Raw genomic sequence first — 13,272 nt, forward strand, 5'->3', positions numbered from 1 at the left:
CCATGCGCGCCTGGATCATCGGAGCCGCCGGGGCCGTGCTCGCCACGGTCGTGCTGGTGCTCGCGGCGACGGCGGGCGACGACGACGCGTCGAAGGCCGCGCTGCCATCGGTCGACGTCGCGAAGGTGACGAGCGTCCTGAGCGCGACGCCGCCGGGCGCGGACGGCGCGGACACCACGGGCACGGACACGGGCACGGAGACGACTGGTGCCACGCCGCCCGACGCCGCCCCGGACGCCGTCACCCCCGTGCGGCGGCTCGGCGCGGTCGTCCTGAAGCGGACCGAGCTGCGCCGCACCCCGTCGGAGAACGGCAAGGTCGTGACGATGCTGCGGACGCGGACGAAGTTCGGCTCCAAGCAGGAGCTGGCGGTCGTGGCGCGCAAGGGCGAGTGGCTCGGCGTGCTCCACCAGTCGGTCGCGGACGGCAAGGCCGGGTGGATCCACGAGGACGACGCGCGGCTCGAGAAGCGGCCGTACGAGATCGTCGTCAACCGCGCGAAGCTGCGCGCGACCGTGCTGAAGGACGGCAAGGTCGTGACGCAGTTCCAGGTCGGCGTCGGCCGACCGGACCACAAGACGCCGGTCGGCCGGTTCGCGATCACCGACTCGCTGAAGGGCTTCGGCCCCTACGGCTGCTGCATCCTCGCGATCACCGCGCGCCAGCCGAACCTGCCGCAGGGCTGGGCCGGCGGCGACCGCATCGCGTTCCACGGCGGCCCCTCGTGGCGGGTCGGCATCCGCACGACGACCGGCTGCATGACCGTGCGCGACACGATGATGAAGCGGCTCATCAAGCGGATCCACCTCGGGACCCGCGTCACCGTCAAGGCCTGACGGCCAGCCGCGCGCCGGCCCGCAGGCCGGCGGCAGCGCCCGCGGGCAGCTCCAGCACCGCCCGCGCCCCGCGCGCCCCGACCACCCGCCGCGGCGGCACCGCGCGGGCGACGCGCAGGACGGTGAGGTCGCGGTCGAGCAGGACGACGTCGATCGGGAACCGCATCCCGAACGTGTGGACGCTGCGCGCGGGCGCGATCAGCAGCCCGTGCGACGGGGGCGCGCCGTGGCCGAGCAGCCCGCGCAGGCGGGCGAAAGGCGTGACGGCGAGGCGGATCGAGATCTCCATGCCGCCCCGCAGCCCCGCGCCGGCGCCGCCTCGCCCCTCACACGCGCGACTTGTCCCAGTACTCGCGCCAGAGGACGATGCGCCCGGCGGCGTCGAGCTGCATCCAGACCACGTAGTCCTGCACGTACGGGCGTCCCGTCTCGACCCACACCGCCTCGGCGTGGATCTCGGCGACGTGCAGGCGCTGGACCTCGTCGACCACGGCGCGGCCGACCTCGAACCGCCAGCCGCCCCACCGGCGCGGCCCGTCGAAGAACGCCACCAGCGCCTCGACCCCGTCGATCCGCCCGGTCATGTCCGGCGTCGCGTAGGGGAACTCGAGCACGCCGTCGGGCGCCCACACGTCCCAGGCGCGGGACGTCCTCGGTGACGGCGCGCAGGTGCGCGAGCAGGGCGGGATGCACGTCGGTCATGCGCCCGAGGCTAGGCGCGCCGCTGCCGCGGGCTACCGGACGCGCTTCAGCGCGGTCGTGCGCAGCGCCTTCGCGGCCCGCGGCGCGCACAGGCGGTAGGTGCGCGTCGCCGCGAGCTTCCTGCCGTTCGCCGTCGTCGCGACGATGCGGACCTTGGAGCGGCGCGGGATGCGCGGGGCGAGCGCGACGGTGGCCGAGCGCGTGGCGCCGCGGAGGGTCCGGACGCGCTTGCCGTCGACGGTGACCGCGATCGAACGCACGCGCGTCCGGGCCGGGACGCGCCAGCTGAGCCTGACGCGGCGGATCGAGCGGCACGTGCGCGGCGCGGCCGCCGGGGTGCCCGCCGTCGCGGTCGTCGTGCCCGCCGTGGCGGTGCCGGTCTGCGGCGTCGCGGCGGGCGTCACGGTCACCGCCTGCGGGGCCACCGGCGTCAGCCCGGAGCCCGCGCCGTTGACCGCGCGGACGAGGACGTCGTGCCGGCCGACCGCGAGGCCCCGGACGGTCCCTGAGCGACGGCCGCCGGCGACGGCGGTCGTCTCGAACGCGCTCCACGTCGCTCCCCCATCCGTGCTGACCTCGTAGCCGGTGATCGGCGTCAGGCCGGGGTTGGACGGCGGCCGGAACGTGACCGTCGTGGCGCCGCCGACGTCGGTGACCTGCACGTCACGCGGGCGGCTCGGGACGGCGATCCCGATGCGGCCGATCTGCGCGGACCAGTCGACGGTGTACGAGACGCCGCTCGGGTCGGTCGCCACGACGGTCGAGAAGAAGCTGCTGAGCAGCGGGTCGCCCGGCGTGAACGAGAACAGGCCGTTCGTCATGTCGCCGGCGATCGGCGTCGGCGACGAGCCGTCGTGGGCGATCCGCGTGATGCGCGCGCCGGCGTTGGAAGCGATGTAGACGTTGCCGTCCTCGTCGTGGCTCGCGCCGACGGGCGTGGAGATCGTCGTGTCGACGATGTCGATCTCCCCGTCCTTGATGCGCCCGACCATCGGGACGCCGTTCGTGACGTAGTACGTGCCGTCGGGCAGCACGGTGCCGCCGCGCGGGACGAGGTCCGTCGACCGCGCCGGCCCCTCGATGATCGGCCCGCCGTCGCCCGAGCCGGCGATCCGGGTCAGCTGGCCGTCCGGCGTGACCTTCACGACGACGCGCAGGTCCTGCAGGCCGAAGTAGACGTTGCCGGCGGCATCGGTGTCCAGGCCGAGGACGCGACCGAGCGGCGACGCCAGCGCCGGCCCGTCGACCGGGAACGCGTTCGTGCCGTTGCCGGCGAACAGCGACAGCTGGCCGTCGGGCGCGACCTTGGCGATCCGGCCCGTGATCCAGTCGGCGATGTAGAGCGTGCCGTCGTCCCGCGCCGCGAGGTCGAAGCTCTGCCCGCCGAGGCCGGAGCTTGTCGCCGGGCCGGGCGTGAACGGGTCCGCGGTGCCGTTGCCGGCGACGATCGAGACCTGCCCGTCGGTGGTGATCCGCTCGACGACGCCGTTGACGGAGTCGAGCGCGTAGAGCGTGCCGTCGGAGGTCACGTCCAGCGCGGAGGTCGTGTTCCGCGGCGAGGCGAGCGCGGGGCCGGGGACCGGGATCCCCTTCGTGCCGTTGCCGGCGTAGATCGTCAGCTGCGGCTCGGTCGGGGACGCGGCGGCAGCGGGGCTCGGGGCGGACAGCGCGGCCGCGAGCGCGGCGACGGTCAGGAAGGCGGTGGAACGGCGCACGCCCGATATGTCGACCGCTCCCGTCCCACTTCGCAGTCCGAACACGCCAGGTTCGGCGGGCCTCGGAGCGACCGGCCTCACCGGTGAACCGGACTTGACCGGCACTGCCAGGTACATCAGAGTGTCCGGATGCTCAGAGTCCTGTCCCGTCCCGCCGTTCGTGCCTCCGCCGTGCCGCTGCTCGCCGCCCTGCTCCTCGCCGGATGCGGGGATGACGGCGAAGACCGTGCGGCCGCGCCCGCGACGACGGCGCCACCGGCCGCCACGACGACGCCACCTGCCGCCGAGGAGCAGGCGCCGCCGGCCGAGGAGCAGGCCCCGCCCGCGGAGACCACGGAGGAGCAGGCGCCCGCGGAGCAGCAGGAGCCGGAGGCCGAGAAGCCCGCCGAGGCCGGGGCCGCGGGCACGGACAGCAGCCTCGACGGCGCCGCCGAGGCCGCCGCGGCGAGCCTGCGCGCCCAGCTCGAGGGCGACTACCCGACCGTCAAGCGGCTGGTCACCGAGCGGTGCGGCAAGCAGGTGACGAAGGCGTCGGTCGAGCAGATGGCCGCCGCCTTCGAGATGATGACCAAGAAGGCCGACCAGAAGCGGCTGAAGTCGATCCTCGAGAAGCTCTCGACGCCGGACGGCTGGGTCGTCACCGCGAGCGGCAAGGGCGTCGCGAAGGTCAGCGCGCCGAAGGAGATGGGCTTCTCGGACTACTACTACGTGCGCGAGGACGGCGCGTGGCGCGACGACACGTGCGCACGGCAGCCCGGCGCGAGCACGACGCAGGGCGCCTGACGAGCGCCGCTCAGAGCTCGCGGACGTCGGCGCCGGTCGGCTCGAACGGCGCGCGCAGGACGTCGGCCCACCCCTCGCAGCGGCGGCGGAGCTGGTCGACGACGCCGCCCGTGCGCTCGTAGTGGCACCACACGAGGACGGTCGGCCCCGCGCCGGAGATCGTCGCGCCGATCGCGCCGAGGTCGCGCGCGTCCGCGACGAGCTCCGCGCTGCGCGGGAACAGGTGCGCGCGGTGCGGCTGGTGGAGCCGGTCGCCGAGCCCGCGGGCGAGCAGGTCGAGGTCGCCCTGCGCGAGCCCGAGCATGAGCAGCGCCGCGTGGGCGGTGTTGTAGACCGCGTCGGCCATCGGCACCTCGCGCGGGAGCGCGGCACGCGCCAGCTCGGTCCGCACCGGCTCGTACGGCACGACGATGACCGCCTCGAGGTTCGGCGGCGGCTCGATCCGCGTCACCTGCCCGTCCGCGCACACGACGATGCCGCCGTGCAGCGCCGCGCCGATGTTGTCGGGGTGCCCCTCGATCTCGCTCGCCAGCGCGAAGACGTCGGCGTCCAGCTCGAACAGGTGGTCGGCCGCGACGAGCCCGGCGACGATCGCCGACGCGCTCGACCCCATCCCGCCGCTCATCGGCACCTTCGACGTCACGCGGAACGTGAACCCGTCGGCGCTGTGCAGCGTCTCGAACGACCGCACGAGCAGGTTCGACTTGTCCTTCGGCACGTCGAGGTCGGTCTCGACCGCGAACGTCCCGGTCTCCTCCACCTCGACCTCCAGGTGCAGCGCCAGCGCGGCCGCGAACGCGTCGAACCCCGGCCCGAGGTTGGCGGACGAGGCGGGGACCCTGACGAGGCGGCGGCGGTTCATCGGCGGAGGAGCCTAGACGCCCATCAAGGGTCGCGTCGCGCGCGCCGACAAGGAACCTCGATGCCCCGCCTCGCCGCCGCCGTCCTCGCCCTCGCCGTCCTCCCCGCCACCCTCGCCCTCACCGCGTCCGCGCCCGCCTCCGCCGCCCCGCGCGAGCAGCCGCCGCTCGCGCTGCTGCGCCTCACCGCCGCCGATGGCCGCATCGCGAAGCTCGGCCGGCTCCCGAACACCGGGATGAGCTGGTGCCTCGGCGCGGACGGGCGGCTGCAGCTGGCCCTCGGGCCGCGTCGCGACGCGGTCCGATACGTCCGCCGCACCGCGAGCGGAGCGCTGCTGCCGCTCCACGCCGGCACGCGCCGTCTGCGCTACACCGAGCTCACCGCCGGTTGCGCCGGGGCGGCCGAGTGGCCGGTCCGCGGCAGCGGCGGGAGCGACGGGCCGTTCGGGCTGCGGACGCCCGCCGGGCTCCGGCTGGGACCGGACGTCCCGCAGGTGCCGTCGGCCTGGTCGAGGGACGGCACGCGCGTCGCGACGGTGCAGGAGAAGGACCCCACCAGCCCCTTCCCCCGCGGCGAGCTCGTGGTGGTGGAGGTGGCGACCGGTCGGGAGCTGGCCCGCGCCGCCGATGCGTCGCGCCCGTTCGCGCCCCAGGTCACCTCCCAGGCGTTCTCGCCCGACGGGACGCAGGTCGTCTACGGGACCGGCGAAGCGGGAGGCCTGCGGATCCTGGACGTCGCGACCGGCGAGGTCCGCGTCCTGCGCGCCGACGAGCCGGACGCTCGCCTGTACGAGGGCAAGTGGGACGTGCCGGCGTGGTCGCCGGACGGGTCGCGCATCGCGGCCCTCCACGCCGAGACGCAGCTCCACCTGCTCGATCCGCTCACCGGCGCCGGGCAGCCGCTCGAGCCGTTCTCCGACGCGAGCGCCGGGCTCGGCGGCCCCGTGTGGTCGCCCGACGGCCGGTCCATCGCGACCACGCTCTACGGCTCCGACGAGTCACGGAAGGCCATCGGCGTGATCGCAGCCGCCACGGACGCGCGCCCGCGCACGTCCCGCCTGCCGGCCTGGACCGAGCTGCTCTCCCGTCTGATGTGGACCCCCGACAGCCGCTCCGTCCTCGTCGTCCGCCGGTAGCCCGCATGCGCCTCCGCTCCTGCTTGGCCGCCGCGCTCGCGGCGATCGCCACCGCCACGCTCGCGCCCGCCACCCTCGCCCCCGCCGCCCACGCCGCGGAGGGGGTGAGCCTGGTCGACGCGAACACCGGGGTCGCCGTCCCGGTCACCACGGTGAGCGGCTCCCGCCCGTGCTGGGGCCTGCGCGGACTCGAGATGGTCGTCTCGGGCGGCGGCGCGCCGGCGACGACCGAGCTGCTCGCGGTCGCGCCCGGCCTCGCCACGACCGTCCTGCGGCGCGGCCCGTGGCTCTCCGACGCGGAGCTCGCGCCGAGCTGCGGCCGGCTCATCGAGCTGCACGACGTGCTCGACGGGCACCCGCGCCGCTGGGGCGGGATCGTCGTCCGCGACGCCGACGGCCTGGAGCTCTTCCGACTGCCGATCCCGGGCGTCATGGACGAGCTCGACATCGCGTGGTCGCCCGACGAGACGCGGTTCGCGATCCGGGCGCCCGAGTGGGGCCGCCCGGACACGGTGCGCGTCCTCGACGCGACGACCGGGCGCGTGATCCGCCGCTACGTCCCGCCGCGCCGCGCCGGCCTCGGTGCGCTCGGCCCGGCCGCGTTCTCGCACGACGGCCGGACGCTGGCGCTGCCGTGGGCCGGCGAGAACGATCGCCACATCCGGCTGATGCACGTCGCGTCGGGGCGGATCCGCACGCTCCGCGTCCCGGCGCAGGCGTCTCGCCACCAGCCGGTCGCCTTCTCCCCGAAGGCGGACGTCCTGGCGATCGACGCGCTCGGCACGCCGCGGATCCTGCTGCTCGACGCCACGAGCCGGCGCGTCACGACGATCGACACGCGGCCCGCGCTCGGCGGCTCCGAGCTGACCTGGTCGCCCGACGGGACGCAGATCGCGTTCACCATCGCGGACGGCGGCGGTGACAGCGGCCTGATGGTCGTCGCCGCCCGCGCCGGCGCCCCGGCGCGGGTCCTGGCGCCCATCGCGGACGGCCGCGCGATGCCGCTCGCGTGGTCTCCCGACGGGCGCCTGATCGCGTACGGGCGCGAGCCCTAGCCGAGGACGGCGGCCTCGAGCTGGTCCATGACCGGCTCGCAGGGGACCACCGCGCCCGCGCGCTCGAGCGCGGTCTGGGGGTCCTTGAGGCCGTGGCCGGTCAGGACGCAGGCGACGCGCTCGGCGCCGTCGACGCCGTACTTGAGCATGCCAGCGACGGAGGCCGCGGAGGCGGGCTCGCAGAAGACGCCCTCGCGCGAGGCGAGCAGGCGGTAGGCCCCGAGGATCTCGTCGTCGGTGACCGCGCGGACCATCCCGCGCGACTCGGTGAAGGCGGCCATCGCCTCCTCCCACCGCGCAGGGTTCCCGATGCGGATGGCGGAAGCGACCGTCTCCGGGTTCTCGACCGGCGCACCGCTCACGAGCGGCGCGGCGCCTGCGGCCTGGAAGCCGAAGAGCCGCGGCGACGCGCCGACCTCCTTGAAGCCCTTCCAGTACGCGGTCACGTTGCCGGCGTTGCCGACCGGGATGCAGAGCGCGTCCGGGCCGCGGTCGTCGAGGTCCTCGACCAGCTCGAACGCCGCGGTCTTCTGGCCCTCGAGCCGGAAGTCGTTGACGGAGTTCACCAGCGCGATCGGGTGGTTGTCCGCCAGCTCGCGGACGAGCTTGAGCGCGACGTCGAAGTTGCCCCGCAGCGCGATCACGCGCGCGCCGTGCATCAGCGCCTGCGCGAGCTTGCCGGTCGCGATCTTGCCCTCCGGCACGATCACCGCGCCGGTGAGCCCGGCCCGCGCCGCGTACGCTGCCAGCGACGCCGCGGTGTTGCCGGTCGACGCGCAGATGACCGCCTCGGCGCCCTCGCGGACGGCGGCGGACACCGCGCAGGTCATGCCGCGGTCCTTGAACGAGCCGGTGGGGTTCGCGCCCTCGATCTTGAGCCAGACCTCGGCCCCCACCTGCTCCGACAGGTACGGCGCGGGCACGAGCGGCGTGGAGCCCTCGTTGAGCGAGATGCGCGGGTCGTCGGGGGCGAACGGCAGCCGGTCGGCGTACCGCTCCATCAGGCCGGGCACGGCTTAGCTGTACTCCTCTTCGATCACGCGGATGGCCCGGGGGGTCGACCGCACGAAGTCCAGCCGCGCGATGAGGTCGCGGGCCGCGAAGAACCGCGACTCGAGCAGCGGGTGCACGACCATCGTCAGCCGCGCCTTCTCCCCCAGCCCCTTCTGGACCACCGACTTGATCGACGCGCCCTGCATCCCGAGGATCTGGGCGACCTGCGCGAGCACGCCCGGCCGGTCGGCGACCTCCAGGTGCAGGTAGAACGCGGACTCGACGTCGTCGGCGATCTCCAGCTGCTGGCTCGTCGCGGGCGTCGAGGCCGGCGGGATCATCGCGCTGATCACGTCGCCGAGCACGGCCGACGCGGTCTGCGGACCGCCGGCGCCCGGGCCGGACATCGTGATCTCCGTGATCGCCTCGGACTCGACCGTCACCGCGTTGTACGGCCCATGCACGCCGGCGAGCGGATGGCCCGCGTAGAGGAACGCCGGGTGCACGCGCACGGACAGCTTCCCGTCCACGCGCTCGGCGGTCCCGATCAGCTTCAGCCCCAGCCCGAGATCCCGCGCGTAGGCGAGGTCGTCGGCGGTGATGTGCTCGATCCCCTCGTACGGGACGTCGTCGAGGTGCACCGGCGTGTCGAACGCCAGCCGCGCGAGGATCGCCATCTTGGCCGCCGCGTCGCGGCCGGTGACGTCGTCGGTCGGGTCGGCCTCGGCGTACCCCAGCCGCTGCGCGTCGGCGAGCGCGTCCGCGTAGGACGCGCCGGTCGCGGCCATCTGGCTGAGGATGTAGTTCGTGGTGCCGTTGACGATGCCGTGCACGCGGTCGACGTGCGCGGCCGCGAGCGACTCCTGCACGACGCGGATCACCGGCACGACGCCGGCGACGGCGGCCTCGAAGCGCAGCTGCACGCCGTTCTCCCGCGCGCACGCCCACAGCTCCTCGCCGTACTGCGCGAGCAGCTGCTTGTTGGCCGTGACGACGTGCTTGCCGGCGCGCATCGCGCGGAGCACGTAGTCGCGCGTCGGGTCGGTCCCGCCCATGACCTCGACGATGAGGTCGGAGCTGGCGAGGATCTCCTCGAAGTCGCCGCGGGAGCGTGTCAGCGTCCCGACGATCTCGGGCCTGGAGCCCGTGGTGTGAGCGATGTGGTCGGCGCGGGCAGGCAGCAGCTCCGCGAAGGCGCTGCCGACCGTGCCGTGGCCGAGCAGGCCGATCCGGAAGGTGTCTTGGGTCATCCGACGTCGCGCGCCAGGAGGTCGTCGTAGGTCTCGCGCCGCACCACGAGCCGGGCGTCGCCGTCCTTCACGAAGACGACGGGCGCGCGGGGCTGGCCGTTGTAGTTGTTCGCCATGGAGTAGCCGTAGCCGCCGGTCGCCGGGGTGACCACGACGTCACCGGGCCGGGGATCCTTGAGGTCGGCGGCAGAGATGATCACGTCTCCGGACTCGCAGTGCTTGCCGACCAGGTGGCAGTGCGTGCCGTGGCCGAAGCGGTCCGCGACCTCGGCCTCGTACCGCGCGCCGTAGAGCATCGGGCGCAGGTTGTCGGACATGCCGCCGTCGACGCCGACCCAGGTGGAGACGTTGCGCTTGACCGACTGGACCGTGTACACCGTCACCGCGCCGTTGGCGACCAGCGCGCGGCCCGGCTCGTCCATGATCGTGATGTCGGTGCCGAAGTGCTCGTGGACCGCCTCGACCTTCGCGCGGGCGTAGTCGGCGATGCGGGGCGGCTCCTGCTCGCGCGTGTAGGCGACGCCGAGGCCGCCGCCGAGGTTGACGGTCGTGAAGTGGCCGAGCGAGGCCATCGCGGCGACGGCGAGCCGGAAGGGCGCGAGCGCGAGGAGCTGCGAGCCGATGTGCGCGTGCAGGCCGGTCAGCTCGACCTTGTCGGACGCGGCGATGCGGTCCAGCGCGTCGCGCGCCTCGTCGAGCCCGAACCCGAACTTCGAGTCGGCCTGGCCGGTGGAGATCGCGGCGTGCGTGTCGCCGGCGACGTCAGGCGTGATGCGGACCTGCACGGCCTGCTTGCGGCCCTCGGGAACGACCCGCTCGAGCTTCGCCAGGTCGTCGAAGTTGTCGAGCACGACGTCGCCGATGCCGGCCTCGATGGCCTCGCGCAGCTCGTCCTCGGACTTCGCGTTGCCGTGGAGGTGGATCTTCTTCGGGTCGACGCCCGCCTTGAGCGCGAGCGCGAGCTCCCCGCCGGACGCGACGTCGCACCCCAGCCCCTCCTCCGCGAAGAGGCGCAGGACGGCGGTGCAGGGGAACGCCTTGGTGGCGAACACGAGCTGCGACGGGCCCGGGTGGAGCTGGGCGAACGCGTCGCGCATCTCGCGGGCGCGGCTGCGCAGGTCGTCCTCGGCGACGATGTACGCGGGCGTGCCGAAGTCGCGCGCGAGGTCGAGGACGTCGCAGCCCCCGACGTGGAGGCGGCCCCGCTCGTCGAGGAACGAGCCGCGCGGGTAGACGTGGGAGAGCTGCTGGGAGGCGACGGCCATCGGCGAGGGAGGGTATGCAAGAGCGATGCGCACCGTCTCTCCGGACCCTCCGTCGCTCGGCACCGTCGACGGGCTCGCCTACGCGTTGTTCCTTCCCGCCGGGGCTGCCGCCGGTGGCGTGGTCGTCATGCACGGGGCGGATTCCTGCAAGGAGAGCCACTTCGACTTCGCGCGGCTGCTCCGTGCGCAGGGCGTCGCGGCCGTGTGCTTCGACGCCCGCGGCCACGGCGAGAGCGGGGGCGTCTTCGGCGCCGGCGCGGTGGAGGACGTGGCGTCCGTCGCGTCCGTGCTGCCCGACGGCCCGGTCGCGCTGCGCGGCTCGTCCATGGGCGGGTGGCTGGCGCTCGCGGCGGCGCCGCGGGTCGACGCCGCGGCGGTCGTCGCGATCTGCCCGGCGCCGACGCAGCACCTCGTCCGCGCGCTGCGCGAGCCCGGGCGGTTCGCGTTCGCGCGCGACGCCGACGGGTTCGAGTCCTGCGCCGCGCGCGTCGGCGCGCTCGAGGGGATCGCGGCGGAGCTCGGCCCGCGGCTCATGCTGCTCCACGCCGAGGGCGACGAGACGGTGCCGGTCGAGGTCTCCCGCACGCTGCACGCCGCCGCGGCCGGCTCCCGCTACGTCGAGACGCCCGGCGGCCACCATCGCTCGATCCAGCACGACCCGGAGCTGCAGGCGCTCGCCGCCCGCTTCCTGCAGGGCGAGCTGCACCGCGCGGCGCTCGCCTCACCCTGACTCACCCGGTGAGGGTGAGGCGTGGTGACCCCGCCCGTTGCGACCGTGCGCGGCATGGTGGTTGGAAACGGGAACGCCGGGCCGCTCCTGCTCGCCTTCGACGGCTCGGAGCAGGCCCGGCACGCGATCGAGGCGGCGGGCGCGCTCGTCGAGGAGGGCCGGGAGGCCGTCCTGCTGTACGTCTACAAGCCGACCGAGCGCGGGCTCGGGGTCGCGCAGGCGATGACCGGCGGGCGGATCGACGCGCCGGTGTCGTCCGAGCCGGAGGCGCACGACGTGCTCGAGGCGGGCGCGACGCTGGCGCGATCGGCGGGGTTCACCGTCGACGCGCGACTGGTCGTGGCCGACGGGCCGACGGCGCAGATCATCGCGGCGACGGCCGAGGAGGTCGACGCGCCCGCGATCGTCATGGGCCAGCGCGGCCACGGCGGGCTGAAGAGCGCGATCCTCGGCAGCGTCTCGCGCGACGTCGTGAACGCCGACCACCGGCCGGTGCTGCTCGTCTAGCTCCAGAGCTCGTCGACCGGGCGCATGAGCGTGCGGGCGAGGTCGAGGTAGTCCTCGGCGGCGTCCGTCGCCTCCTCGACGTCCGCGAGGCGGTGGGTGATGACGCGCGTGTCGGCGTCGGTGGCCGCGATCGCGTCGAGCAGCGCCCAGGCGCCGTGCGCGGTGGCGTAGCGGGCGAGCCGGACCTCGCGGGTCGTGCCGTCGCCGGTCTCGTAGTAGCCCATCGGGAAGGTCGTCGGTGGCATGCCCGCGTCGAGGCCCGCGGGCGGCGCGGCTCGCCCCTCTGCCACGATCGTCCGTCCATGGAGATCCGCCTCGCCACCGCCGCCGACGTGCCCGCCGTGACCGCGCTCGTGGCGCGCGCGTTCGAGCGGTACGTGGAGCGCATCGGCCGCCGCCCCGGGCCGATGGACGCCGACTACGCCGGCCACGTCCGCGCCGGGAGGCTGTGGGTGCTCGACGGTGGCGCGGGGGTCGTCGCCGGCTGCGTCGTGCTGGAGGAGCGCGACGGCTGGCTCGAGGTCGACGACGTCGCGGTGGAGCCCGCGCTGCACGGCCGCGGCCTCGGGCGCCGCCTGCTCGCGTTCGCCGAGGCGCAGGCCGCCGCGCGCGGGATCGCCGAGCTGCGCCTGTCGACGAACGAGAAGATGACCGAGAACCAGGCGATCTACCCGCACCTCGGCTGGGTCGAGACCCACCGCGGCGTGTCCCCCAGCGGCTTCCGCCGGGTCTACTACCGCAAGCCCGTCACGGCATCCGCAGCTGCGCGGCGCGGGCCGTCGTGAGGAGGTCGCGCGCCCGCTCCCGCGCGTCCTCGACGCCCTCCGCGACGTAGCTCGCGTACCCCTCGCGGCCGTCCGTCCCCCACGCGGCGAAGCGCGCGTGGAGCGCCGGCGCGTCGGTCAGGCCGTCCGCCGCGACGCCGACCCCCGCGCGGTGGTGCGACCAGGGCCACTGCGCCGGCTCCCGCACCACCCCGGCCGCGACCGGGTTGAGCGCGACGTGGCGGATCGTCGCCAGCAGATGTGCGTCGGACCGCACCGGCTTCGCGGTGAACGGCACGGAGAAGCGCTCGCGCCCGAACCCGTGCCGCGCGCGGAAGTGCCGCTCGTACGCGGCGCGGACCTCCGCGAGGCCCGTGTCGAGGTCGCCTGCGGGCGCGGTGACGAGCAGGTGGACGTGCGTGTCGAGCACGCACCACGCCAGGCACGACCACCGCCGCACCCGGGCGGTGCGCGCGAGCGCCGCGAGGAGCGCGCGGCGGTCGTGGTGGTCGCGGACGAGCGTGCCGCCGGCCGCGGCGTGCGCGGTCGCGTGGGAGGAGCGAGTCGTCATGCTCCGCCGGAGCCGACGCCGGCCGCACGCTCGCCCCCACTGCACGTCGGCACACCTTCGACTCCATGGTGGAGTCGAAGGTGTGCCGGGTTGCCCGGTGGCGCG

Annotated in this window: 16 protein-coding genes; 7 read left to right on the plus strand and 9 right to left on the minus strand. The window is 74.9% G+C overall.

Annotated features, from left to right (window positions below; translation table 11 throughout):
• Window positions 1-2: 2 nt before the first annotated feature.
• Window positions 3-836: a L,D-transpeptidase family protein gene (locus tag AC1UE5_RS24905; protein WP_482928635.1), complete on the plus strand. Its 834-nt coding sequence runs from the start codon at window positions 3-5 to the stop codon at window positions 834-836.
• Here AC1UE5_RS24905 and AC1UE5_RS24910 read toward each other — a convergent pair.
• The 3 genes from AC1UE5_RS24910 to AC1UE5_RS24920 all read right to left on the minus strand — a co-directional run bounded on the left by AC1UE5_RS24910 (window position 826) and on the right by AC1UE5_RS24920 (window position 3,253).
• The gene (locus AC1UE5_RS24910) at window positions 826-1,125 is read right to left on the minus strand and encodes a DUF192 domain-containing protein (protein ID WP_482928636.1); all 300 of its coding nucleotides are present in this window, start codon (window positions 1,123-1,125) and stop codon (window positions 826-828) included. The two genes, AC1UE5_RS24905 and AC1UE5_RS24910, sit on opposite strands and share 11 nt — an antisense overlap.
• A 37-nt stretch (window positions 1,126-1,162) precedes the next feature.
• A complete protein-coding gene (locus tag AC1UE5_RS24915) occupies window positions 1,163-1,450 on the minus strand; it encodes a nuclear transport factor 2 family protein (RefSeq protein ID WP_482928637.1) in 288 nt (95 codons plus the stop codon).
• Between the two features lie 120 nt (window positions 1,451-1,570).
• On the minus strand, window positions 1,571-3,253 hold the full coding sequence (locus AC1UE5_RS24920; RefSeq protein WP_482928638.1) for a hypothetical protein: 1,683 nt from the start codon (window positions 3,251-3,253) through the stop codon (window positions 1,571-1,573).
• Window positions 3,254-3,382: 129 nt separating this feature from the next.
• On the opposite strand from AC1UE5_RS24920, the gene AC1UE5_RS24925 reads away from it, so the two are divergent.
• Window positions 3,383-4,036, plus strand: a complete 654-nt coding sequence (locus AC1UE5_RS24925; RefSeq protein WP_482928639.1) for a hypothetical protein — start codon at window positions 3,383-3,385, stop codon at window positions 4,034-4,036.
• Window positions 4,037-4,046: 10 nt separating this feature from the next.
• Here the strand turns inward: AC1UE5_RS24925 and thrB are convergent, their stop codons facing one another.
• Complete coding sequence (thrB, locus tag AC1UE5_RS24930; RefSeq protein WP_482928640.1) at window positions 4,047-4,898, minus strand: homoserine kinase; 852 nt, start codon at window positions 4,896-4,898, stop codon at window positions 4,047-4,049.
• Window positions 4,899-4,958: 60 nt separating this feature from the next.
• Between thrB and AC1UE5_RS24935 the strand changes: the two genes are divergently transcribed.
• Together AC1UE5_RS24935 and AC1UE5_RS24940 are read left to right on the plus strand one after the other, a co-directional pair.
• Window positions 4,959-6,032 (plus strand): WD40 repeat domain-containing protein, encoded by a 1,074-nt coding sequence (locus tag AC1UE5_RS24935; RefSeq protein ID WP_482928641.1) that lies wholly within the window; start codon window positions 4,959-4,961, stop codon window positions 6,030-6,032.
• A gap of 5 nt (window positions 6,033-6,037) precedes the next feature.
• A complete protein-coding gene (locus AC1UE5_RS24940) occupies window positions 6,038-7,087 on the plus strand; it encodes a WD40 repeat domain-containing protein (RefSeq protein ID WP_482928642.1) in 1,050 nt (349 codons plus the stop codon).
• Here AC1UE5_RS24940 and thrC read toward each other — a convergent pair.
• The 3 genes from thrC to lysA are packed head-to-tail and all read right to left on the minus strand — an operon-like array spanning window position 7,084 to window position 10,595.
• Window positions 7,084-8,088, minus strand: coding sequence for a threonine synthase (thrC, locus tag AC1UE5_RS24945; RefSeq protein ID WP_482928677.1), 1,005 nt, complete (start codon window positions 8,086-8,088; stop codon window positions 7,084-7,086). The two genes, AC1UE5_RS24940 and thrC, sit on opposite strands and share 4 nt — an antisense overlap.
• Before the next feature lie 15 nt (window positions 8,089-8,103).
• Window positions 8,104-9,330 carry a homoserine dehydrogenase gene (locus AC1UE5_RS24950; protein WP_482928643.1) on the minus strand — a complete coding sequence of 409 codons (1,227 nt, stop codon included), beginning with the start codon at window positions 9,328-9,330 and terminating at the stop codon, window positions 8,104-8,106.
• A complete protein-coding gene (gene lysA, locus AC1UE5_RS24955; RefSeq protein ID WP_482928644.1) occupies window positions 9,327-10,595 on the minus strand; it encodes a diaminopimelate decarboxylase in 1,269 nt (422 codons plus the stop codon). Before lysA ends, AC1UE5_RS24950 begins: the two co-directional genes overlap by 4 nt.
• Window positions 10,596-10,620: 25 nt before the next feature.
• Here lysA and AC1UE5_RS24960 point away from each other — a divergent pair, with 25 nt between their 5' ends.
• Complete coding sequence (locus tag AC1UE5_RS24960) at window positions 10,621-11,325, plus strand: alpha/beta hydrolase family protein (RefSeq protein WP_482928645.1); 705 nt, start codon at window positions 10,621-10,623, stop codon at window positions 11,323-11,325.
• A 24-nt stretch (window positions 11,326-11,349) separates the two neighbouring features.
• The gene (locus AC1UE5_RS24965; protein ID WP_482928646.1) at window positions 11,350-11,832 is read left to right on the plus strand and encodes a universal stress protein; all 483 of its coding nucleotides are present in this window, start codon (window positions 11,350-11,352) and stop codon (window positions 11,830-11,832) included.
• Here AC1UE5_RS24965 and AC1UE5_RS24970 read toward each other — a convergent pair.
• Complete coding sequence (locus tag AC1UE5_RS24970; protein WP_482928647.1) at window positions 11,829-12,077, minus strand: hypothetical protein; 249 nt, start codon at window positions 12,075-12,077, stop codon at window positions 11,829-11,831. The genes AC1UE5_RS24965 and AC1UE5_RS24970 overlap by 4 nt on opposite strands.
• Before the next feature lie 57 nt (window positions 12,078-12,134).
• Here AC1UE5_RS24970 and AC1UE5_RS24975 point away from each other — a divergent pair, with 57 nt between their 5' ends.
• Window positions 12,135-12,617 (plus strand): GNAT family N-acetyltransferase, encoded by a 483-nt coding sequence (locus tag AC1UE5_RS24975; RefSeq protein ID WP_482928648.1) that lies wholly within the window; start codon window positions 12,135-12,137, stop codon window positions 12,615-12,617.
• On the opposite strand, the gene AC1UE5_RS24980 is transcribed toward AC1UE5_RS24975, so the two are convergent.
• Entirely contained in the window at window positions 12,580-13,167 is a 588-nt protein-coding gene (locus AC1UE5_RS24980; protein ID WP_482928649.1) for a transposase, read from the minus strand. The two genes, AC1UE5_RS24975 and AC1UE5_RS24980, sit on opposite strands and share 38 nt — an antisense overlap.
• Window positions 13,168-13,272 lie beyond the last annotated feature (105 nt).

It is taken from the genome of Parviterribacter multiflagellatus, from assembly GCF_056863265.1.

Excerpts from the sequence above, each read along its gene's own strand:
- AC1UE5_RS24905 (WP_482928635.1), top strand. The coding sequence starts at position 3 with ATGCGCGCCTGGATCATCGGAGCCGCCGGGGCCGTGCTCGCCACGGTC.
- AC1UE5_RS24910 (WP_482928636.1), bottom strand. The coding sequence starts at position 1,125 with ATGGAGATCTCGATCCGCCTCGCCGTCACGCCTTTCGCCCGCCTGCGC.
- AC1UE5_RS24925 (WP_482928639.1), top strand. The coding sequence starts at position 3,383 with ATGCTCAGAGTCCTGTCCCGTCCCGCCGTTCGTGCCTCCGCCGTGCCG.
- thrB (WP_482928640.1), bottom strand. The coding sequence starts at position 4,898 with ATGAACCGCCGCCGCCTCGTCAGGGTCCCCGCCTCGTCCGCCAACCTC.
- AC1UE5_RS24935 (WP_482928641.1), top strand. The coding sequence starts at position 4,959 with ATGCCCCGCCTCGCCGCCGCCGTCCTCGCCCTCGCCGTCCTCCCCGCC.
- AC1UE5_RS24940 (WP_482928642.1), top strand. The coding sequence starts at position 6,038 with ATGCGCCTCCGCTCCTGCTTGGCCGCCGCGCTCGCGGCGATCGCCACC.
- thrC (WP_482928677.1), bottom strand. The coding sequence starts at position 8,088 with ATGGAGCGGTACGCCGACCGGCTGCCGTTCGCCCCCGACGACCCGCGC.
- AC1UE5_RS24950 (WP_482928643.1), bottom strand. The coding sequence starts at position 9,330 with ATGACCCAAGACACCTTCCGGATCGGCCTGCTCGGCCACGGCACGGTC.
- lysA (WP_482928644.1), bottom strand. The coding sequence starts at position 10,595 with ATGGCCGTCGCCTCCCAGCAGCTCTCCCACGTCTACCCGCGCGGCTCG.
- AC1UE5_RS24960 (WP_482928645.1), top strand. The coding sequence starts at position 10,621 with ATGCGCACCGTCTCTCCGGACCCTCCGTCGCTCGGCACCGTCGACGGG.
- AC1UE5_RS24970 (WP_482928647.1), bottom strand. The coding sequence starts at position 12,077 with ATGCCACCGACGACCTTCCCGATGGGCTACTACGAGACCGGCGACGGC.
- AC1UE5_RS24975 (WP_482928648.1), top strand. The coding sequence starts at position 12,135 with ATGGAGATCCGCCTCGCCACCGCCGCCGACGTGCCCGCCGTGACCGCG.
- AC1UE5_RS24980 (WP_482928649.1), bottom strand. The coding sequence starts at position 13,167 with ATGACGACTCGCTCCTCCCACGCGACCGCGCACGCCGCGGCCGGCGGC.